We start from the raw sequence: 21,346 nt of genomic DNA on the forward strand, positions 1-21,346 counted from the left end.
TTTAATTTTTTGCACAAATTATCCTGAGTATACTAATAATGTTCAATGTTATAATTTATAAAAATAACTACTTTAATAAATAAAGCTATTTAATTAGGAGGATTATAGAATGTCGTACAAAAATAGTACAGAAAAAACAAGAGTACAAATACCTGCCATGATTCATTTATTAAGATTAGGGTATGCATATTTACCAATTTCAACAAACTCTTTAGATAAAAGAAACTTCGATAAAGAAACAAACATTGAAATTAACATTTTTAAAAGTCAATTTAAAAAATTAAATCCTAATTTTGATCAAGATATTGATAAAGTACTAAGAGAAATAAAATGAAGCCTAAATAATGATGATTTAGGAAAAGACTTTTATAATAACCTTGTATCTCAAAATGTTAAATTGATTGATTTTGAAAATATCAGTAATAACGTTTTTCATTTCTCTGCTGAACTAGAATTTTCTAATGGTGATGAGTCGTTTAGACCGGATATTACTATTTTTATTAATGGTTTACCGTTAGCGATTATTGAGGTTAAAATTCCTAATAATAAAGATGGACAACTAGCTGAAGAAAAAAGAATGAATGATATAAGACTTTCTAATAAAAAATTTAAAAGATTTTTTAACTTAATTCAATTAATGATGTTTTCAAATAATATGGATTACTCTGTTAAGGGTGATAAGTTAAGTGGATCATTTTATTCAACAGGATCAAATAACAAAGTTGTTTTCAATAGATTTAAAGAAGAACCTGTAAAGAATAATCCCAATTATTATTATGAAAATTTTGTATATGAAAATGTTGAGAAAGATATAGAAAAAAAGATTTTATCAGATTTTAATTCAGAAGATATTTTAGATTCAAATGAATATAAAACAAATAAAGATTATTTAACTTATACTAACAAATTTTTAACATCGTTATGTAGCAGGGAAAGAATTCTATTTTTAATTAAATACGGAATAGTATATCTTAATTCAGAAAGGGAAGAATACGGAAAAAGAGTAACGATTAATGAAAAACATATTGCAAGATATCAGCAAATATTCGCTTGTTTAGCTGTTAAGGAAAAACTCGAACAAGGAGTTAAATCCGGAATAATATGACATACTCAAGGAAGTGGAAAAACTGCTTTATCATATTATTTTGTCAAGTTTTTAACAAACTATTTTTCTAAAAAGAATAAGGTAGCAAAATTTTACTTTATTGTAGATAGAATCGATCTTTTAGAACAAGCAAAACAAGAATTTGAAACAAGAGGTCTAATTGTTAAAACTGCAGAAAATAAGAAAGAATTATTAGAACAATTTAATAGTTATAACGCTAACGAAGGTAATAGCGGTAAATTAGAAATTGTGGTTGTAAACATTCAAAGATTTAGTGAAAATGATAAACAAGATTTAGAAATATTGCCTTATTCTACAAATTTACAAAGAATTTTAATAATTGATGAAGCTCATAGAAGTTACAATATACAAGGAAGCTTCCTTGCTAACTTAATCAATATGGATAAAAACTCTATAAAACTTGCATTAACCGGTACTCCACTTTTGAAAGAAGAATGAACATCAATGCAAATATTTGGCGATTATATACATACTTATTATTATGATAAATCAATTAATGATGGTTATACTTTACAAATAATTAGAGAAGATATAGACACATATTATAAGAAAAATCTGCAAAATATAAGTAGTAATAACTTTTTGCATGCACAAAAAAATGAAGTAAAAAAGAGTTTTATAAAGGAAAATGATAACTATATAGAAGAACTTTTGAAATATATAATTGTAGATTTTTATAAATTTAGAAAATATTATAACGACACAACATTAGGAGCTATGATAATTTGTGATTCAAGTGTTCAAGCAAAGAAAATGAATGAAAAATTCGATGAAATTCAAAAGCAAATAAGTAAAGAAATAAAAGATGAAATTAATTTTAAAAAAGGATTAATTTTACATGATGTAGAAGATAAAGAAACTAGAAAAATGTTAGTTAATGATTTTAAAAAGAATTTTAAAATTGATATATTAATAGTTTTTAATATGTTGTTAACAGGTTTTGATGCTCCCAGATTAAAAAGATTGTATTTTGGAAGAAAATTAAAAGCACATAGTTTATTGCAAGCAATAACAAGAGTTAATAGACCATATAGAGAAATGAAATATGGTTATATTATAGATTTTGTTAATATAAAAGAAAATTTTGATGAAACAAATATGAAATATTTAAATGAGTTAAAAAGATTTAATACTGGAATAGCAGAAGAACATGGAGGTCAATTTAAAAATATCTTTTTAAATAGAGAAGAAATTGAAGAAAAAGTTAAAAGAGCACATAATATATTATTTAATTCCTACGCAGATAATTTAGAGCAATTTGAAAAATTTTTAGAAACAAGAAGTGATAAAAAAGAATTGTTTGAAATAAGAGAAATTTTACAAGATGTTCGCGGATATTATAATCTAGCTAAAAGTTTTGATAGCGAATTATTTAAAGAAGAGTTTAAAGAAATTAAAATAGAAGATATTTCTCAGTTAATATCTATGCTATCTAGAAGAATTTCTTTTATAAATTTTCAAGAAGAGCAAAATAAAAATCAAGAGATAAAACTTATAACAAATGAAATTTTATCTAATTTGAAATTTAATTTTATATTATCATCTAGAGAAGAACTTAAAATAGTTTCTAACAGAATTGATGAAAAAATTAAAGAAATAGAACGTATGTTTGCAAAACAGATTGATAAAAATGATCCAAAATTTATGAATATTCAAGAATTAATATTTAGTAAATTAAATGAATGTAATTATAAAGAAATTAAAAGTTCAAAAGAGTATGATGAAATATTAAAAGAGATAGATTTATATAAAAATAAATTAGAAAAAATACAAATAGAAGATGAAAATTTAGCAAAACATTATCGTAACAACTCTAAAATGCTATTTATGCATAAATGAATAAGAAATATAAATTCAAGTATAACAACAAATGATGTGTTGATATCAAAAATAGATGAAGAAATTAAAAATTCTTTACTTATATTAGAAAAAGAAATAGAAGAAAAAATAAATAAAAATGCTGATAATCTTAAAAAAGAAGATTTTTTTAAAAAATTTATAGAATTTGTAATAAGTAGAAACAAAATAAATGTATCAACAAAATATAAAGAAAGTTTTATAAAAGAATTAATAAATCAATATAAAGAACTTTAAGAAAGGAAGAATATTATGAATGTAATGGTAAAAGATAAAACGATAAAGTTAATTGATGAACTAAAAGCGGTTTGTCAAGTTTTTGGATTAGGGAATGATGGTAATGAATATAAGATCATTACACAAATATTTTTGTATAAATTTATAAATGACAAATTTGGATATGAAATAAAAAAAGTAAGTGAAAATATACGAAATGCCAAGAGATGGGATGAGATATATTTTAATATGAATAAAACCGATAGAGAAGAATTATTATTACAACTTGAACCTGAAATACCTAAACTTGAACCAGAACATCTCATTTCTACATTGTGAAATCAACAAGATAAAGATGATTTTTCAACTATATTTGATAATGCAATGATGGATATTTCAAGAAAAAATGAAGATATTTTTGTAACAAAAACATCTCAAGGGACAAAAATTCCTATTTTTGAAGAATTAACAATATATATAACCGATAGAAATGAACGATCAAATTTTGCTAAAGCATTAATAAGTCGATTACATAATTTTTCTTTTGAAGAAGTTTTTGAAGAAAAATATGATTTTTTTTCAACTATATTTGAATATTTGATAAAAGATTATAACACAAACGGAGGTGGTAAATATGCCGAATATTATACACCTCATTCAATAGCTTCTATAATGGCTAAACTTCTTGTTGGTAAAGAAAAAGAATTAAAAAGTGTCCGTATCTATGATCCATCAGCGGGTACAGGAACATTGCTTATGTCTTTAGCGAATGAAATAGGTAATGAAAATTGTAGTATATTCGCTCAAGACATTTCTCAACGTAGTAATAAGATGTTAAAATTAAATCTTATTTTAAATGGAGCAACTTTTTCGTTAGAAAACATTATTCAAGGAGATACTTTAACTTCTCCTAATGATTTATGATTTAATAAAACAGAATTAATAAAAGAATTTGATTTTGTAGTTTCAAATCCACCTTTTAAAATGGATTTTTCTGAGACGAGAGAAAAACTATCAAGTATGCCTACAAGATTTTGAGCAGGTGTACCTAAAATTCCTGCTAAGAAAAAAGAAAGCATGGCTATTTATACCTTATTTATTCAACATGTAATTAATTCTATTAAAAGTAATAGTGGTAAAGGTGCAATCGTTATTCCTACAGGTTTTATAACATCTAAGTCAGGAGTAGAAAGAAAAATTTTAGAAAAAATAGTTGATGATAAATTAGTTTATGGATGTATAAGTATGCCTTCCAATGTTTTTGCAAACACAGGAACAAATGTCTCTGTTTTGTTTTTTGATAAAAGAAAAATACATGATAAAGTCATTTTAATAGATGCTTCAAAACTAGGGGAAGAATATCAAGAAGGAAAAAATAAGAAAAAAAGATTAACTAATGATGATATTGATTTAATAATAAAAACTTTTAATGATAAGGAAGTTGTAGATAATTTTTCAGTTTTAGTAACATATGATGAAATTAAAGAAAAAAATTATTCTTTATCTGCTGGTCAATATTTTGAAATTAAAATAGATTATATAGATATGAGCGAAGAAGAATTTGAAAATAAGATGTCTGAATATAAAAATGAATTATTATCTCTTTTTGAAGAAGGAGATAAATTACAAAAAGAGATAATGGAGCAATTAGGGAAAATAAAATATGAAAAAAAATAAAATAGTAAAATTAAAAGATATTGCAAGATTTACAGCCGGACAATCTCCAGAATCTAAATACTATTCACAAAATAATTTATTTACCCCTTTTTTGCAAGGGAGTAAAACTTTTGGTAGATTGTATCCAAAAATATATACTTATACTTCTAAAATAACTAGAATCGCGAAAAAAGGCGATATTTTAATAAGCGTTAGAGCACCTATAGGAGATTTGAATATTGCAAAAAGTGATGTATGCATAGGTAGAGGACTAGGAGCCATTAGGGGTATTAATATTCCTAATAAATATATATATTTTATTTTAAAAAACAATATTAATAATTTAATTAAAAAAGGTTCGGGCACAACATTTTCTTCTATTTCTGTTGATGAAATTTTAAATATGGATTTATTAGTACCTTTAAAAAATTTAGAAGAAATTGGGGAGTTTTTATGAAAAATAGAAACTAAAATAGAAATAAATAATAAGATAAACGATAATTTAGAGAAACAAATGAGTTTTATTTACGATTTTCAAATAAGTAAAATGAATGGTAAATTTGTTCAATCTAAAGATATTTCATATATTACAAACGGAAAGCAAGACGCAAACTTTGCCAGCAAAAACGGAAAATACAACTTTTTTACATGCTCTACAGAAACTTTAAAATGTGATGATTTTGCATTTGATAATTCGGCTATTTTAATAGCTGGTAATGGTGACTTTAACGTAAAACATTATATTGGCAAATTTAATTCTTATCAAAGAACATACGTTTTAATACCTAATAATAATTTTTTTTCTATTCTTTATTTAGGGAGTTTAAATGCCACTCGTAAATTTAGATTAAATTCAAATGGATCAATTATAAAATTTATAACAAAAAAAGATGTTGAAAATATCCCTGTCTTTATTCCGAGAAATATAAAAATCCTAAACACATTAAATAATTTAATACATTTAAAAGAAAACAAAATAAATGAAATCGAAAATCTTAAAAGAATAAAAGATTTTTTACTTCCATTACTTATGAACGGACAAGCCGAGATAGATGATTAACAACTAAATTATCGTTTAACAAAATAAAAAAGCAAAAAATTAACTTCAATCAAGGGTGAATAAATATATTAAAAGAACTAGCCCTTGAATGTCGTTCTTTATCTTAGGAGGATGACATAATGTTAGAAAAAATAATAAAAAATATAATACAAAAAATGCAAAATACTTTGAATAATAAGCAATTAAAATATCTTTCAATCGTTTTAAGTAAAGAACTTAATGCGATGTTAAAAGATAATGAAAATAATAAAGCCAATAGGGATTTAGTAGAAATATTTATTAATTCTAAAAAATTAGAAGGATGTTCTGATAGTACAATCAAATATTATGTTTCTACAATTGAATCAATGTTGAAATTTATTAATAAAAAAATTAATGAAATAGATACAAATGATTTAAGAAATTATTTGTCAAATTATCAAGAAAAAAATAATTCTAGTAAAGTAACTGTAGATAATATAAGAAGAATATTATCTAGTTTCTTTTCTTGGTTAGAAGATGAAAATTATATTATTAAAAGCCCGGCTAGAAGAATAAAAAAAATTAAATCTCCCTCAACTATAAAAGAAACTTATTCTGATGAAGAATTAGAAATCATGCGGGATAATGTTGATAATTATAGAGATCTAGCTTTAATAGATATTTTAGCTTCTACAGGAATGAGAGTTGGAGAATTAGTAAAATTAAATATTGATGATATAGATTTTTATGAAAGAGAATGTTTAGTTATAGGAAAAGGAAATAAAGAAAGAATGGTTTATTTTGATGCTAAAACTAAAATACACTTAAAAAAATATCTTGATTCAAGAAACGATAATAACAATTCTTTATTTGTTTCTCTTAAATCCCCGCATAAAAGAATAGGAATAAACGGAATAGAAGCTAGACTTAGAAAAATTGGGCAGAAATTAAATATTAAAAAATTACACCCACATAAATTTAGAAGAACTCTTGCTACAATAGCAATAGATAAAGGTATGCCAATTGAGCAAGTTCAAAAATTATTAGGGCATGAGAAAATAGATACTACATTAAAATACGCCATGGTGAAACAAAACAACGTTAAAACTGCTCATCAAAAATATATTGGATAAGAGGTGATATAGTGAATAAATTCAAAAAGGTTAAAATTATTGATATAGTTGAATTTCAAAGAGGTGAAGATCTTCCGAAATATAATATGAGAAAAGGAAAATATCCCGTTGTAGGTTCTAACGGTATAATAGGTTATCATGATTCTTATACAACTAGTAAACCAAGTATTACTATTGGAAGAAGTGGTAATGTTGGAAAGCCATTTATATATGATGGGCGGTCATGGTCACATAATACTACTTTATTTATAAAAAAATTTAAAAATATAGAACCTTATTATATATATTATTTATTAAAAACTTTAAGATTAGAACAATATAGTAGCGGAAGCGCTGTTCCAACTTTGAATAGAAATCACATACACGAAAAAGAAGTTGTAATAGCGATGGATTTAGAATATCAAAAAAAAATATCTAATTTTCTAAAAACTATAGATTATAAAATAAAAATAAATAATAAGATAAACGATAATTTAGTTGTTAATCATCTATTTCAGCTTGTCCGTTCATAAGTAAGGGAAGTAAAAATTTTTGTAAATAAAGTAATTTTTGAGTAATTTTAATGTTTTGAGATATTTTATCCATTAAAGGTTTAATAATATCATTAAACTTGCGCAACTCTTCTTTTGTTGGGATGTAAATTTCTTTATTTTTCAACAAATCTTTTTGTAAATGCTTTAAACCGGTTCCTTGAAAATATTTTTGATTTATCTCACCTTTTATAGTTAGTAATAATAAATATAAATAATCTGTCATATTATTATTTGAATAAATGCATCAAGTATCTGTTGAATATGAAGATTTTCCAACATAAAATTTTACATCTGCATTACCTCCGGTACTAAGAAAACAATATCTACCATTTAAAAAATATTCTTTTCAATAAAAAATCGATGAACCACTTGTAAAAAATGGAAACATACCATTACAATTTTTGACTTCATTTACTTGTACTTTTGATTTACTTTCCTCTAAAATAATGTCTTTGAGGATACCATTAGAAGTTTTATTTAAAAAATACTGCATATATATATTATTTGCTATAAACAATAAATTATCGTTTATCTTATTAAATGTAGTTGGTAAATTACAGAATAACTTTTGGTGAATTAGTGAAATAAAAATCCAATACTTAATAATTGGATTTTTTCTTGTGTAAATTAATATTTCTATTCTTTGGAAGTATTATTTTTCTTTTTTTGCTCTTTTTTCTCTATTTTTGTTTGAACTTTAGTTAAAAAAGCACCTGCAATAACCCCGGATGGAATTGCGAATATAGCAATACCTATAATTGACATTATAACAACTAAACTTCTAGCAATATCAGAATGGGGAGTTATATCTCCATATCCAATAGTTGTGAGTGTTATAGTAGTAAAATATAAAGCTTTAGAAAAACTATTAACATAAGAACTTTGATCTTCTAAAGGAATATTGTGTATTTTTATATAATCTAATTCTGCATCTCAAATTACCAAGGAGAATAAAACAATTATAATTATTATAAAAATAAATATATTAGTTAAAATTGTTTTTTGAGTCTTAAATACAGAAAACAAAGAGGAAAAAGAACTAAAAATATTTAATAATAAAATAATTCTAATAATTCTTAAGAATTTAAAACTTTTTAAAGTAGTTATTCACTGAACGTGCATATTTTCTGAAGTTAATAAATTAAAAGAATACAATGAGGGAAGAATTGAGAGTATAAGATTAAATGATAATACAGAAAATAGGAATCTTATTCTAGAAAAACGTTTTTCTTTTTTATTTCTTATAGGTTGACTTCACATTCATAAAAAATAATCTATAAATAATATAAATAAGGTAATTATTTCACTTACTCCAACAAATTTTGATAAAAATTCATTTTTTTGACTTTGGATAAAAATGGCTAGAATAGTTGTACTAAGGATGGAAAAAATAGAAAAGAAAAAAATAATTGAAAAATAAGTTATTTTTAAATATTTTACTTTTTTAAAGTCATTTTCATTAATGTTTTTTAAATGTTCTCTAGTAGCAACAATATTATCTAAAATTGTCAAAAAATATTTATTAAATATAAAGCTTTTTTTAAAATTCATAATTTAAATTATACTAAAATGTAATAAAATATAACTAATAAATATGAAACAAATAAATATAGAATTAAATAATATAATTGATCTTAAGCGAGTAGTGGATTATATTTTTAAACAAGAGTGACAATTTTTATATCTTAATGGTGATTTAGGCGCTGGAAAAACAACATTAACTAAATTAATTGCAAAAGAATTAGGAATCAAAGAAAATGTTGTTTCTCCAACATTTAATAAAATGAAAATATATGATAATTTAGTTCATATAGATGCATATAATTTAAAAGGTGATTTAGAATCTTTCGAAGATTATTTCGAAGATAAAAAAGTAATTATTGAATGATCTAATAATTTAGTTTTAGATTATAAAAATGTTCTTTGCGTAGATATTAAGTTTGATGAAAATGGTAATAGAAATTACAAAATATGAAAGGAAAATTAATTTGAAAGTTTTTATTGATACAGCATTAGATGATTTAGTAATAGTGCTTTTTGATAATCAAGCAAAAAAAATAGATTATAAAATTATTAAGAATTTAAAACAAAAAAGTGAATTTCTGCCTATTTATTTTAATGATTTATTGAAAAGAAATAATGTTAATATTAAAGAAATTAATGAATATTATATAAATTTAGGACCAGGTACTTTTACAGGTTCTAGGATAGCTTTAGTATTTGCTAGAACAATTTGTCAAGTTTATGAAAAAGCAAGTCTTTATACAACTTCCACGTTTAATTTAGCATCAATAAATATAAACAAAGAAAAAAATATATTTATTGATGCTAGAGGAAACTCTTATTATAAAGCTAAAGTGAAAGAAGGTAAATTACTTTCAAATATAACTATAGTTACTGAAGGAGAAAATCAAAAAATAGATTATGATTTTTTTATAAACAATTTTGCTAATTTTTCTTTTATTTTTAAAGAAGAAAAAGATTTATTATCAGTACAACCCATTTATGTAAAAAAACCTCATATTGGTTAAAACGCTCTATAGAATACTAAAATAAAATAAAAAAAAATATTCGGATAAAAGCGAATATTTTTTAACGTCTTGATAATAGTATAACATCTATAAAAATTCTTATAAATGATAATAGTAAGTTTAATCCAAAAATAGCAGATCTTTTTAACATTATTTCTTTTATTTGATCTTCATCTCAATTTGTTGATACTATTCTAGAACTTTCAATTTGAATTAAGTTAAAATTTCAGCCAATTAAGATTAAAGAAACGGCAATTCCTATTATTGCAATTAAAGTAATTATTCAATCTTGAGTAATAAATCATAATACGATTGATAATATTAAAGAAGTTATTATTCCTACAAGAGCAAACGGCATAAGTTTAGAAAAATCTATAATTCTTAAATAACCTAGAGTTCCAAAAATCATAATAGAAATAACTGGTATTAAAAGAGCTAATGAAATGTTTGCTAAACCGTCAATTTTATTGTAACTTATTGTTTGTAAAATAATTAATGGTATTCATGTAGATTGAGTTATTACAACAGCGACAAAAGCTAAAATCAATAAACCTATGTTTTTATTTTCACTATTGTAAGAAATATATCTAATAAGCATAAAATTGATTAGTAATGCTAAAGCATTTCAAACTCAAAATACCCCATTAAAACTTAAAAGTCTTATATACAATTTTGTAATAGGTTCTACTTTCAAAACTGCAAATGTTAATAAAAATATTAATCCTAATCCGAATGATAATCACAACAATGAATAAAATAACATTTTATTTTTTAATTTTATTTGCACATCTGATAAGTGGTAATTAATTTCTCTTTGTTTAATAATCATAATTTTTTATTATAACACTTATTTTTTAAAGATAAAGTAATTACTTTCCCTATTTTTTTCTTTTTTTAAATAAAAACTTTTTTTATGAAATATTAAAATGATGAAAATTAAAAAACAAGAAGATATAAAAGATTGTGGGATTGTTGTATTACAATCAGTTTTTCATTTTTTCAATAAGTACTGACTTAGCATTTCGGAATTAAAAAGAGATGCCTTTTATAATGAAGATGGAATAGTTATTAAAAATTTACAGTCATTAGCTTTAAAGTGAGGAATAGAATTAGAGGCGTTTTATGGCGATATAATAGCTTTAAAAGAAATAAATGTTGAAAATCCGATTATTACTATAATAAAGGAAAACGACTTAAATCATTATGTTATTATAAAGAAAATAGATAAAAAATATATTTATATTTTAGATCCAATTTCCGGCTTGAGAAAACTAGAAATTGAATATTTCAAAAAAATATTTTCGAAAATTTTAATTACTACAAAAAAAGTATTTGACATAAACTTAAAAAAAATAGAAAATAAATCTCCATTTTTACATTTCATTTGAAAACCTGAAATAATTTGATTAATTATATTGATCTTAATTACCTCGATTTTAGGGTTTGCAACTTCTTTTTTTCTTAAAAATGTAATAAATAAAGCTATTTTATTTAAAAATATTGATGTTTTAATAAAAATAACGATAGTTTTTACGTGAATAATTTTATTCAAATTTTTTCAAAACATTATAAAAGAACTATATATCAAACAATTGCAAAATAAAATAGAACTAAAAGTATTACAAAATTTTATATTTGCATTAAAAGAAGGTCAAAATTCACAATTACTAAAATTGGAAGTTAGTGATTATATAAAAAGATTTAATCTTATTTCTAACTTCTCAAGTTTTATTGCAAAAGTAATTTTTGTATTTTTTTCAGAACTTTTAACTTTTATTCTTTCCTCAGTTATTTTGTTTGTTTTAAATTGGAAAATATTTTTAATTTGTTTGTTATTTTCTTCAATAACATTTTCCATGTCTTTTTGATACAGAAAACATTTATCTCAAAAGTACGAAAATTTATTAAAAATAGCGAATGACTTGAATTCTAATTTTTATAATATTTCTAAAAATTTAGAAAATTTAAAAAATAAAGATGCTTTTAAACTTTTAAATAAATTAACACTAGAAAGCTATAACAATCTTAAGCAAGAAGATATTAAATTATGAACTAAAAATTTTATTTTTAAAAATTTCCATTCCTTTGCAAGTGAATTACTTCCTATCTTTATAATTTTCTTTTCTGCCTTTCTAGTTATTAAAGATAAATTTGAACTAGGAGATATGATTTTATTTATAAGTTTTTTCTCTAGTTTTATTAATCCAATTAATTCATTGCTAGATTTAGTAATTTATTATCCTATTTTTTCAAATGAATATGATTTATTAAAATTTATTTTATTTATTCCTAAAGAGAAAAATGGAGATAAAAATATAAATAAAATAGAAACAATATTAATTGAAAATTTAGATCATAAACCCAACAATATAAAATCCATTTTAAAAATTGATCAACTAAAAATTAATAAAGATTTAATAATAAAAGGAACTAATGGTTCTGGCAAAAGTACTTTGTTAAAAGTGATAAACCAAACTATTGAAACTGATCCGAATATTAAAATAAATAATTTATCTATAGATTTTATTAACAAAGAAGTGTTAAGAGAAAAAATTATATATTTATCACCAGATAAAAATATGTTTAAGAGCGATGTTTTTACTTTTATAACTTTTGCTAATCCTGAAAAAGTGGATACTTTTTTAGAAAATATAATAAAGTTTAATTTAGAAAACTTATTAGAAAAATGAAATATAGATTTAAAAACTATAATAAAAGATAATTGAAGTAATTTTTCAGATGGACAAAGGCAAATAATATTTTTACTAAGACTATTATGTAAAAAATATGATGTCATTCTATTAGATGAAGCATTTGAAAATATATCGCAAGAAAATTTTGATATTATCAAAAAAATGATACTCAATTTTCAAAATCAAGCAATTTTCATCGAAGTTTCTCATTCTGGAAAATATATAAAAGAAAGTGAGATTTTAGAACTTGATAAAAAATAGAATACTAATTTCTATTTCTTGTGTTTTACTATTACTTTTTATAATTTCTTTATTTTTGATTAAAAATATAGATTTAAATGAAAAGATTAATGTAAAAATTCAGGTGGATGAAAAAAGAAATTTATATTTTAATGTAAATTCTAATATTTACTTTTTAATAAAAAAGAAAAATTGAGTTTTAGTTGATAAGTTATATAGTAAAAATGGCCAAAATATAATCTTAAAAATTAGAGAAATAAAAAACATTAAAAATGATCTCTTTAATGTTTCTTTAATTTATAATAATAATTTAAAAATAGTACCAAATAGCATTATAGAAGGTTATTTGATATTAAATAAAAAAGTTAATATTATTAATTTAATTATTTAATTCTTTCAAAAAGAATTTTGCCTTTTAAAGGAATGGTGGTATCGAAAATTTTTCAATTTCCGATTAAATCAAAATTTATTTCCTCAATATTTAATTGTTTTATAGCTAATTTAGTTTTGTTTTTTAATATTGAATTCATAAAGCAAGTAACAGCATATATTCCATTAAATAAAGTGTTTAAAACCACTTCTAATCTCTCTTTATTTTCTTTTAGAGTTCAAGGAAGAGTTAGGTCAATATAACCGTTAAGAGTTTTCGATAAATGAAATACTTCCTTATAAGCTTTATCAATTTTAAATTCATCCATAAATTTATTATAGTTTTCTTTAGTTTCAAGAATATTTTTAAAAATATCTCTTTCTAGATCTGTTAATTCATTTTCTTTGTATTTTACAGGTTGATCAAAAGTTTGATTAAACATTGCGATAGTTCTAGAAAGTAAGTTTCCAAAATTGTTTGATAAATGAGAGTTATAAACTAATTTAAAATGTTCTTCATCAAAATTAGCATCTTGACCCATTATTATTTGTGTAGATAAATAATATTTAACAGGTTCAGGTCCATAGGTTTCAATTAAGTAAATAGGATCGACCACATTGTTTAAACTTTTAGACATTTTTATTCCTTTAGAATCCCTTATTAATCCGTGACTTAAAATTGTAGAAGGTAATTTTATATCTAAAGATTTAAGCATAATTGGTCAATAAATACAGTGAAATCTAGTTATTTCTTTTCCAACAATATGAACAATTTCTTGACCATTTTCTCAATATTTTTTATAATCTTGGTCATTTTCTAACGAATAATTTAAAGCACTAATGTAGTTGAAAAGAGCATCTAATCATACATAAACAACGTGTTTTGGATTTTGTCTTATTTTAATTCCTAAATCAAAGGAAATTCTTGTAATCGAAAGATCTTCCAAACCTTTATCTAAAAAATTGTTTTCTAGTTCTTTAATTATTTGCTTAGGAAATATAAAGTTTTCATTATTTTTTCAATAAGAAAGTAATCAATCTTGAAATAAACTCATTTTAAAGAAATAAGATTCTTCTTCTACCTCTATCAGCTCATCTTCACTAATGGGGTGATAATATTTACCATTTTTTTCTTTTGCTTGTGTTGTTGTTAAAAATTCCTCGGCACTTACAGAATATAAACCTTTATAAGTTCCTTTATAAATAATTCCTTTTTCTAATAAAGAATCAAAAATGTTTAAAATAACTTCTTTATGTTCTTTATTTGTTGTTCTAGAAAAATAGTCATAATCAATTTCTGCAAGTTTTCATAATGATTTAAATTTTTCAACTTGCATATCAACATATTGTTGAGGAAGCATACCACTTTCTTTAGCTTTTTGCTGTATTTTTAAACCGTGTTCGTCTGCCCCTGTTAGCATTTTTACATCATATTTTCTATTTTTTTTATAGTTTGCAAAAACTCATGCTAAAGTTGTTGTATAAAGATGACCAATATGTAAATTACCTGAAGGATAATATATAGGTGTAGTTATAAAAAAAGTTTTTTTCATTGCTATTTCCTCTTATTTTTTTTTAGGTTTATATAAAGATTTAGTTTCTTCACGATATTCATGCCGATTCTTGTCTTCTAAGTGAAGATAAATATTTTTTTCAAAATGAGTTCCTCAACCTGATTGAAATCTTGACTCAATTAAAATAAATTTTGGATTTTCATTTTCTCTTGGAAAAACAAATTGAATTCTTTTCGGTTCAAAGTTATATTTTCTTAATAATTCACAACAATCTACCATTCTTTCTATGGGTAAAACAAAACTTAAATACCCTTTTTCTTTAATTATTTTAGAACTTCCGAAAATAATTTGTTCCAAATTTAAAGCTATTTCATGAGTTGCAATTAACATTTCTTTATTACTTGTTAATCTAGGTAAGTTTTTATCTGTTTTATAAAATGGAGGATTACATACTATAGCATCATATTTTTTGAGTTGTTTTTTATTGTGCTCTTTATAAAATAAATTAAAATCACCTAAAATAGGGTTAATTTGTATATTTTTGTTGTTGTGAGAAATATTTTTAATAGCCAATTCATATGCTTTTTCTTGTATTTCTAGAGCATCTATTTTTATATTTTCATCTCTATCTGAAATGAAAATTGATAAGGCAGCATTATTTGTTCCTATTTCTAAAATTCTTTTAGTTTTGCTATTTATTGTGATAAAGTTACCCAATAAAATAGTATCAACAGAATAATTAAACATACTTTTGTCTTGATAGATATATAGATTTGAATCATAACCAAGAGAATTTAAAACGATTTTTCTTTCTTTCATGTTTATAACTTGATTAATCTTGAATTATAGGAATATTTTCTTCCTTCTTTAGCAAGTAATTTTCCATTTATTTTTGTTGCGTCAGCACTAAAAGTGTTGTTTATAGTTAACATAAATTCTCCAACACCGTAAGAATCTACAGGAGTATTTAATTTTTCAAATTCTTTAATTTTTTCAGGAGTAAATCCAGAAGAAACAATTATTTTGACATGTTTTCCACCATTTTCATCCAATGCTTTTCTTAAATTTTTAATTTGATTAGGTGTAACTCCGAATTCATTTTCATTATTTGTAAACATTTTATCTCTAATAGCTTTAGATGTATCAACTCTAACTCCGTAAAGTTTTTCTTTGAATTCATTTAAAACAGCCAAAGAATCTTTTATAACATCATTATGAAAATCAACTAGAGCAATAAGTGGTTCATTTGGGAAAAGTTCAAGATAGAATTTCATAACTTTTACTAAATCACCTTCAAAATTTTGAATTAAAGCATGAGGTATGGAACCGAAAACAACTTCTTCTCTACCTCTTGCACCTGCGTTTGTTGAGTGGGATTTTATTCCAGCTAATTCAACAGCTATACCATCTCTTTCTTGGTTTGAATAGTGATCGGAGCGATCCCCCATAAATACTATTTCTTTATTCGGCGCAGCATCAATACATCTTTTTGCATTTGTAGCTATAGAAGTACTTCTAGCTAAAACTCCATCTATTATTCCTTCATAAATACCAAAATATTTATATTCTCCTTCAAGTTCTAAAACAACTTCTTTATTGTTTATTATTGATCCTTCTGGTAAATATTTAATAGAGTATTTTGAAGTATCAGTATTATTTTTCAATAATTCTAATGCTTCGTTCATTCCTCCAAGTATTGAATTATCATGTCTTTGAAAAAATTGTAAGGTAACAATAGAATTTGGATTAAATTTTTCAATTATTTCTTTAGCTTTAAAAAAGTAATTTGCTGCATAATAATCTAATTTTTTTTTCATTTTCCTCTTTTCTTATTAAGTTTCACTGAAAAATTAAGTATAACATTTAGTAATATCTATATTCAGACTTTACTGTCGGTCCAGGAATTCCACCTGCTCATGCTCTAAGAGTACGATGACTATTACATCCGGTTGGGAAACTAACCCAGTCAGGAAACTACAAACAAATGTTTGCTATAAAATTTTACTAAATATTTGTATAAAAAACTCCATTTTAATAAAAAATACCTAAATTTTTATTTTTTAAAGACAAAATAAAAAAATGCATATAGCATTTTTATTTGTATTGAATTGATTCGAAAGTTTTTTGATCAAAAGCTTTTAGAAATTCTACCATTAAATTTATTAAAGCTTCCATATCAAATAATGATGCAACGCCTAATGGAGAATGAAGGTATCTTTGCGGTATTGATAAACTGATTGTAGGAACTCCGCCTTTACCATATTGTAATTCCGCTGCATCAGTTCCACCACCTTGTGCAACATATTTATAAACAGGGATGTTGTGTTTTTTAGCAATATCTGTTAGGATTTTTACTAATTTTGGATCCATCATTGTTTCGTAATCTTGAATGTTTATAGCCACTCCTAAACCTAATTTTGGATCTCCTTTTATTGCTCCATCTGTATCATGAGAAGCACCTGTATCAATTGCAAAAGCTATATCTGGTTCTATTAAAGATACAGAAGTTTTAGCACCTCTAGTACCAACTTCTTCTTGAACTGTTCCAACAAAATATGGTCTATTTGGAAGTTTTTGATCTTTTAATCTATTAATAATTTGATCTAAAACAGTTACTCCTGCTCTATTATCCATAGATTTTCCCGCAACTAAATCAGAGTTGTAAAGTCTAAAAGTTTCACCATGCATTAAAATTCTATCACCAGGTTCAATTCCTTGTTCTTCTGCTTCTTTTTTATCTTTAAAACCGAAGTCAACAAATAAATCTTTTGTTGTCATTGCTTTGGAAATTTTTTCTCTTTCCATTATGTGAATTGAAGTGTGGCCAAAAATTCCGTAAAATTCTTTTCCACTTGAAGCAATTAATTTTGCTTTAGTTCCAACAACAACTGTTGGTCACAATCCTCCAATTGGTGAAACTTTAATTTGACCATTATCTAAAATATCTAAAACAGCATAACCTACTTCATCCATGTGTGCTGCTAACATAATTTTCGGACCGCTTGTGTGACCTTTTTTTGTCATTATTAATGAACCGAATCTATCTCTAGAATATTCTACATTAGCATCTTTTGTGTTGTTTTTTAATGCTTCAACAACATTATCTTCGTAACGAGAAACCCCTTCAATTTCCATATATTCTTTTAATCTAGAAAAAACTAATTCAGTATATTTTTTATCTCTTTCCATTTTTTATTTCCTTTATTTATATTGTATTTTATTATATTCTTTTTCGTTCATATTTTTTAAAAATTCTATTAATAATTCAGTAACGTTTTTTAAATCTTCTAGGTGACAAACACCTAAAGGAGAGTGAAGATATCTTTGAGGTATAGATATAGTTAAAGTTGCAACACCGCCTTTACCATATTGTAGTTCTGCTGCATCAGTTCCTCCGCCTTGAGCTAAAAATTTGTAGACTTTTATATTTTTTTCTTTAGCTAATTTGTATATATAATCAACAAGTTTTGGATCCATCATTGTTCCTCCATCTTGCACTCTTATAGCAACTCCATCACCAAGTTTTTGTCTTCCTTTTATAGCTCCATCTGTATCATGAGATGAAGTAGTATCAAGAGCTATGGCTATATCTGGGTTTATATATGAAACAGAGGTTTTAGCACCTCTAGTACCAACTTCTTCTTGAACTGTTCCAACAAAATATGGTCTATTTGGAAGTTTTTCATCTTTAAGACTGTTAATAATAAAATCTAAAACAGTTACTCCTGCTCTATTATCCATAGATTTTCCTACAACTAAATCGGAGTTGTAAAGTCTAAAAGTTTCACCGTGCATTAAAATTCTATCACCAGGTTCAATTCCTTGTTCTTCTGCTTCCTTTTTATCTTTAAAACCGAAGTCAACAAATAAATCTTTTGTTGTCATTGCTTTGGAAATTTTTTCTCTTTCCATTATGTGAATTGAAGTGTGACCAAAAATTCCGTAAAATTCTTTTCCACTTGAAGCAATTAATTTTGCTTTAGTTCCAACAACAACTGTTGGTCATATACCGCCAATTGCTGCTACTTTAATTTGACCATTATCTAAAATATCTAAAACAGCATAACCTACTTCATCCATGTGCGCACTTATCATAATTTTAGGTCCGTTGTTATGATCTTTTTTTGTTACAATTAATGAACCAAAATTATCATATTCATAGTTTAAATTTTTACTATTTGTATTCTTTATGATAGCTTTCGCTACATTATCTTCGTAACGAGAAACACCTTCAATTTCCATATATTCTTTTAATCTTTTGAATATATCTTCTTTATTAAAATTCATTTTATCCTTTCTATGTAATTTTGTTGTTTTTTGCGATTTTATCAATCAATTGATTAAAACTATCTATTTCTTTATTTTGTAAAAATCAAATATTGTCAAAAAGCAGTTCTTTAGCTTTGAAAATTAATAACTCACATAATTCTTTGTTATTTGAATATTTTTTATCTATATAATTGACTATTTTTGTTAAAAAACTAAAATAAAGATCATTATATTTTTGCATATCAAACTTCTTGATTTCATTTTCTATTTTTAGAAACAAAAATATTTTAGGTTTCTTTTGCATTATTTCGCAAAAAATAAATTTTTTATCTTCTTCTTTTGTTTTACTATCATTAAAAAAGAATTCAATTTCTTTCTTAAATTTTATAAAATTTAAGTTTTCTAAAGCGCTACTAATTTTATCTAAATAGGAAATTTCGTTTGTTTTATAATAGAGATTTAAAAAATAAATAATTTTATCGAAATTGACATTACTTTTTTTCCGTTTTATTATCTTAAAATTTTTTTCTTCGTTTTCAGAAATCAAATCTTCTACTTTCGATTTTAGGAAAGATAATTTTTCTTCAAAAAACGAAGGCATTCAAATTTTATTAAGTTCTATATTTATATGCATCAACGATTCTTGATATTTTTTTTGCTCTATTAAATCTTCTATTTCTTCTATTATTTGAATATAAATATTATAATTTTTTGACATTTTATTCTTAATAATAATAAAAATATAGATGTAAAAAATCTATATTTTTATTATTTCTATTTTTTATTTCTAATTTCTTTAAGTCTTGCAGATTTACCTTTTCTATCTCTCATGTAGTAAAGTTTAGCTCTTCTAACTTTATTAGAACGAAGAACTTCTATTGAAGAAATGGTTGGTGAATTTACAGGGAATGTTCTTTCTACACCTATACCATATGACATTTTTCTAACTGTAAATGTTTCTCTTGTTCCTGAATTTTTCATAGCAATAACTAAACCTTCAAAAATTTGAATTCTTTCTTTATTACCTTCTTTAATTCTTACGTGAACTTTAACGTTATCCCCTTGTTTAAAACTAGGTAAATCATTTCTTAATTGAGAACTTTCTACAATTTGCATTAATTTATTTTGCATTTTTAATCCTTTCTAAAATATCAGGTCTATTTTTTTTAGTTTTTTCTAACTGTTTTTCTTTTTTTCATTCTTCTATTTTTTTATGGTGACCACTAAAAAGAACTTCAGGAACAAGCATTCCTTTATAATCTCTTGGTCTAGTGTATTGTGGATAATCTAATAAATCGTTTTCAAAAGAATCATTTAAATGCGATTCTTCTTTAATAACGCCTTTAACTAATCTAATAATTGAATCGGCTATTATCATTGCAGGTAATTCACCACCTGTTAAAACATAATCTCCAATAGAAATTTCTTCATCTATTAAATAATCAATTATTCTCTCATCAAATCCTTCATATCTACCGGCGATGATTGTTATTTCTTTTTCGTTTGATAACTCTCTAGCCTTTTTTTGTGTAAAAACACTACCTTGTGGAGACATTATTATTTTTTTACCACCAACTGTTTTTAATGCTAGATCAATTGGTTCAATTTGTAATAACATACCATGACCACCACCATAAATTTGATCATCTACTTTTTTGTGTTTATTTTTCGAAAAATCTCTGATATCAACAATATTGATTTCAATTATTCCCTTTTCTATCGCTTTAGCAATAATTGATTCTTGTTTGAAAATTTCAAAATAATTCGGAAATAAAGTTAAAAAATTTATTTTCATTTTAGATTATTTTTTTGATTCAGAAAATTCTTTTCAAATTGATTCTTTTTTTAATAATCTTTTAACTGTATCAGTAGGAACAGCACCGATATTTAATCATTTTAAAATTAATTCTTTTTCTAATTTTAGATCTTTTGAAGTTGGATTATAGTGTCCCAATACCTCTATAAATCTTCCATCTCTTGGAGCTCTTGCGTCTGCAGCAACAACTTTATAAATAGGGTTAAATTTATTCCCTAAACGTTTTAATCTAATTTTAACCATTTTATCCTTTCTTAAAATTGTATTTTCTATTTAAAATTTGTAGTTTTAATATAAATTACAAAATAATAAAATAAAGTATATCATTTTTTTTATTAATGTCAAGTAAAAATGCTTGACACTTATAATTTT

At 23.8% G+C, this 21,346-nt stretch carries 21 protein-coding genes; 9 read left to right on the top strand and 12 right to left on the bottom strand.

All coding sequences use genetic code 4. The annotated features are described in order from the left end of the window. The first annotated feature begins 109 nt into the window (after positions 1 to 109). The 5 genes from NX772_RS01205 (at position 110) to NX772_RS01225 (ending at position 7,521) form a co-directional block, all read left to right on the top strand. Complete coding sequence (locus NX772_RS01205) at positions 110 to 3,220, top strand: HsdR family type I site-specific deoxyribonuclease (protein ID WP_027123224.1); 3,111 nt, start codon at positions 110 to 112, stop codon at positions 3,218 to 3,220. A 15-nt stretch (positions 3,221 to 3,235) separates the two neighbouring features. Continuing rightward, on the top strand, positions 3,236 to 4,876 hold the full coding sequence (locus NX772_RS01210) for an HsdM family class I SAM-dependent methyltransferase (RefSeq protein ID WP_027123223.1): 1,641 nt from the start codon (positions 3,236 to 3,238) through the stop codon (positions 4,874 to 4,876). Beyond that, positions 4,863 to 5,915, top strand: a complete 1,053-nt coding sequence (locus NX772_RS01215; protein WP_084477568.1) for a restriction endonuclease subunit S — start codon at positions 4,863 to 4,865, stop codon at positions 5,913 to 5,915. Before NX772_RS01210 ends, NX772_RS01215 begins: the two co-directional genes overlap by 14 nt. A 116-nt stretch (positions 5,916 to 6,031) precedes the next feature. Next, positions 6,032 to 7,009, top strand: coding sequence for a site-specific tyrosine recombinase/integron integrase (xerA, locus tag NX772_RS01220; RefSeq protein ID WP_456297482.1), 978 nt, complete (start codon positions 6,032 to 6,034; stop codon positions 7,007 to 7,009). 11 nt (positions 7,010 to 7,020) lie between these two features. After that, entirely contained in the window at positions 7,021 to 7,521 is a 501-nt protein-coding gene (locus tag NX772_RS01225; protein ID WP_036450078.1) for a restriction endonuclease subunit S, read from the top strand. Here NX772_RS01225 and NX772_RS01230 read toward each other — a convergent pair. Then, positions 7,490 to 8,035 (bottom strand): restriction endonuclease subunit S, encoded by a 546-nt coding sequence (locus NX772_RS01230; RefSeq protein WP_051542135.1) that lies wholly within the window; start codon positions 8,033 to 8,035, stop codon positions 7,490 to 7,492. The two genes, NX772_RS01225 and NX772_RS01230, sit on opposite strands and share 32 nt — an antisense overlap. 143 nt (positions 8,036 to 8,178) lie before the next feature. Next, positions 8,179 to 9,093, bottom strand: coding sequence for a potassium channel family protein (locus NX772_RS01235; RefSeq protein ID WP_027123220.1), 915 nt, complete (start codon positions 9,091 to 9,093; stop codon positions 8,179 to 8,181). A 43-nt stretch (positions 9,094 to 9,136) separates the two neighbouring features. Here NX772_RS01235 and tsaE point away from each other — a divergent pair, with 43 nt between their 5' ends. Together tsaE and NX772_RS01245 are read left to right on the top strand one after the other, a co-directional pair. Continuing rightward, positions 9,137 to 9,529 carry a tRNA (adenosine(37)-N6)-threonylcarbamoyltransferase complex ATPase subunit type 1 TsaE gene (gene tsaE, locus NX772_RS01240; RefSeq protein WP_027123219.1) on the top strand — a complete coding sequence of 131 codons (393 nt, stop codon included), beginning with the start codon at positions 9,137 to 9,139 and terminating at the stop codon, positions 9,527 to 9,529. Position 9,530: 1 nt separating this feature from the next. Then, positions 9,531 to 10,073, top strand: a complete 543-nt coding sequence (locus NX772_RS01245; RefSeq protein ID WP_027123218.1) for a hypothetical protein — start codon at positions 9,531 to 9,533, stop codon at positions 10,071 to 10,073. A 61-nt stretch (positions 10,074 to 10,134) separates the two neighbouring features. On the opposite strand, the gene NX772_RS01250 is transcribed toward NX772_RS01245, so the two are convergent. Continuing rightward, entirely contained in the window at positions 10,135 to 10,902 is a 768-nt protein-coding gene (locus tag NX772_RS01250; RefSeq protein ID WP_027123217.1) for an MAG0110 family membrane protein, read from the bottom strand. A gap of 97 nt (positions 10,903 to 10,999) precedes the next feature. On the opposite strand from NX772_RS01250, the gene NX772_RS01255 reads away from it, so the two are divergent. Beyond that, entirely contained in the window at positions 11,000 to 13,027 is a 2,028-nt protein-coding gene (locus NX772_RS01255; RefSeq protein WP_084477566.1) for an Mbov_0121 family peptidase domain-containing ABC transporter, read from the top strand. Further along, positions 13,014 to 13,397, top strand: coding sequence for an MAG1140 family protein (locus NX772_RS01260; RefSeq protein ID WP_027123215.1), 384 nt, complete (start codon positions 13,014 to 13,016; stop codon positions 13,395 to 13,397). The genes NX772_RS01255 and NX772_RS01260 overlap by 14 nt, the downstream gene beginning before the upstream one ends. Here NX772_RS01260 and metG read toward each other — a convergent pair. The 9 genes from metG to rpsP form a co-directional block, all read right to left on the bottom strand. Next, on the bottom strand, positions 13,390 to 14,928 hold the full coding sequence (metG, locus tag NX772_RS01265) for a methionine--tRNA ligase (protein ID WP_259429389.1): 1,539 nt from the start codon (positions 14,926 to 14,928) through the stop codon (positions 13,390 to 13,392). The genes NX772_RS01260 and metG overlap by 8 nt on opposite strands. 12 nt (positions 14,929 to 14,940) lie before the next feature. Then, on the bottom strand, positions 14,941 to 15,708 hold the full coding sequence (locus NX772_RS01270) for a tRNA1(Val) (adenine(37)-N6)-methyltransferase (protein ID WP_036450075.1): 768 nt from the start codon (positions 15,706 to 15,708) through the stop codon (positions 14,941 to 14,943). 2 nt (positions 15,709 to 15,710) lie between these two features. Next, positions 15,711 to 16,706 carry a nicotinate phosphoribosyltransferase gene (locus NX772_RS01275; RefSeq protein WP_027123212.1) on the bottom strand — a complete coding sequence of 332 codons (996 nt, stop codon included), beginning with the start codon at positions 16,704 to 16,706 and terminating at the stop codon, positions 15,711 to 15,713. A gap of 277 nt (positions 16,707 to 16,983) precedes the next feature. Then, positions 16,984 to 18,078: a M42 family metallopeptidase gene (locus NX772_RS01280; protein ID WP_027123211.1), complete on the bottom strand. Its 1,095-nt coding sequence runs from the start codon at positions 18,076 to 18,078 to the stop codon at positions 16,984 to 16,986. A gap of 12 nt (positions 18,079 to 18,090) precedes the next feature. Beyond that, positions 18,091 to 19,176: a M42 family metallopeptidase gene (locus tag NX772_RS01285; protein ID WP_027123210.1), complete on the bottom strand. Its 1,086-nt coding sequence runs from the start codon at positions 19,174 to 19,176 to the stop codon at positions 18,091 to 18,093. Positions 19,177 to 19,186: 10 nt separating this feature from the next. Further along, a complete protein-coding gene (locus NX772_RS01290) occupies positions 19,187 to 19,876 on the bottom strand; it encodes a hypothetical protein (protein ID WP_027123209.1) in 690 nt (229 codons plus the stop codon). A gap of 56 nt (positions 19,877 to 19,932) precedes the next feature. After that, positions 19,933 to 20,289, bottom strand: coding sequence for a 50S ribosomal protein L19 (gene rplS / locus NX772_RS01295; protein ID WP_027123208.1), 357 nt, complete (start codon positions 20,287 to 20,289; stop codon positions 19,933 to 19,935). Continuing rightward, positions 20,279 to 20,953 carry a tRNA (guanosine(37)-N1)-methyltransferase TrmD gene (trmD, locus tag NX772_RS01300; protein WP_027123207.1) on the bottom strand — a complete coding sequence of 225 codons (675 nt, stop codon included), beginning with the start codon at positions 20,951 to 20,953 and terminating at the stop codon, positions 20,279 to 20,281. The genes rplS and trmD overlap by 11 nt, the downstream gene beginning before the upstream one ends. 6 nt (positions 20,954 to 20,959) lie before the next feature. Further along, the gene (rpsP, locus tag NX772_RS01305; protein WP_027123206.1) at positions 20,960 to 21,217 is read right to left on the bottom strand and encodes a 30S ribosomal protein S16; all 258 of its coding nucleotides are present in this window, start codon (positions 21,215 to 21,217) and stop codon (positions 20,960 to 20,962) included. Positions 21,218 to 21,346 lie beyond the last annotated feature (129 nt).

It is taken from the genome of Mesomycoplasma molare, assembly GCF_024918955.1.
GTDB classification, from domain to species: domain Bacteria; phylum Bacillota_I; class Bacilli_A; order Mycoplasmatales; family Metamycoplasmataceae; genus Mesomycoplasma_A; species Mesomycoplasma_A molare.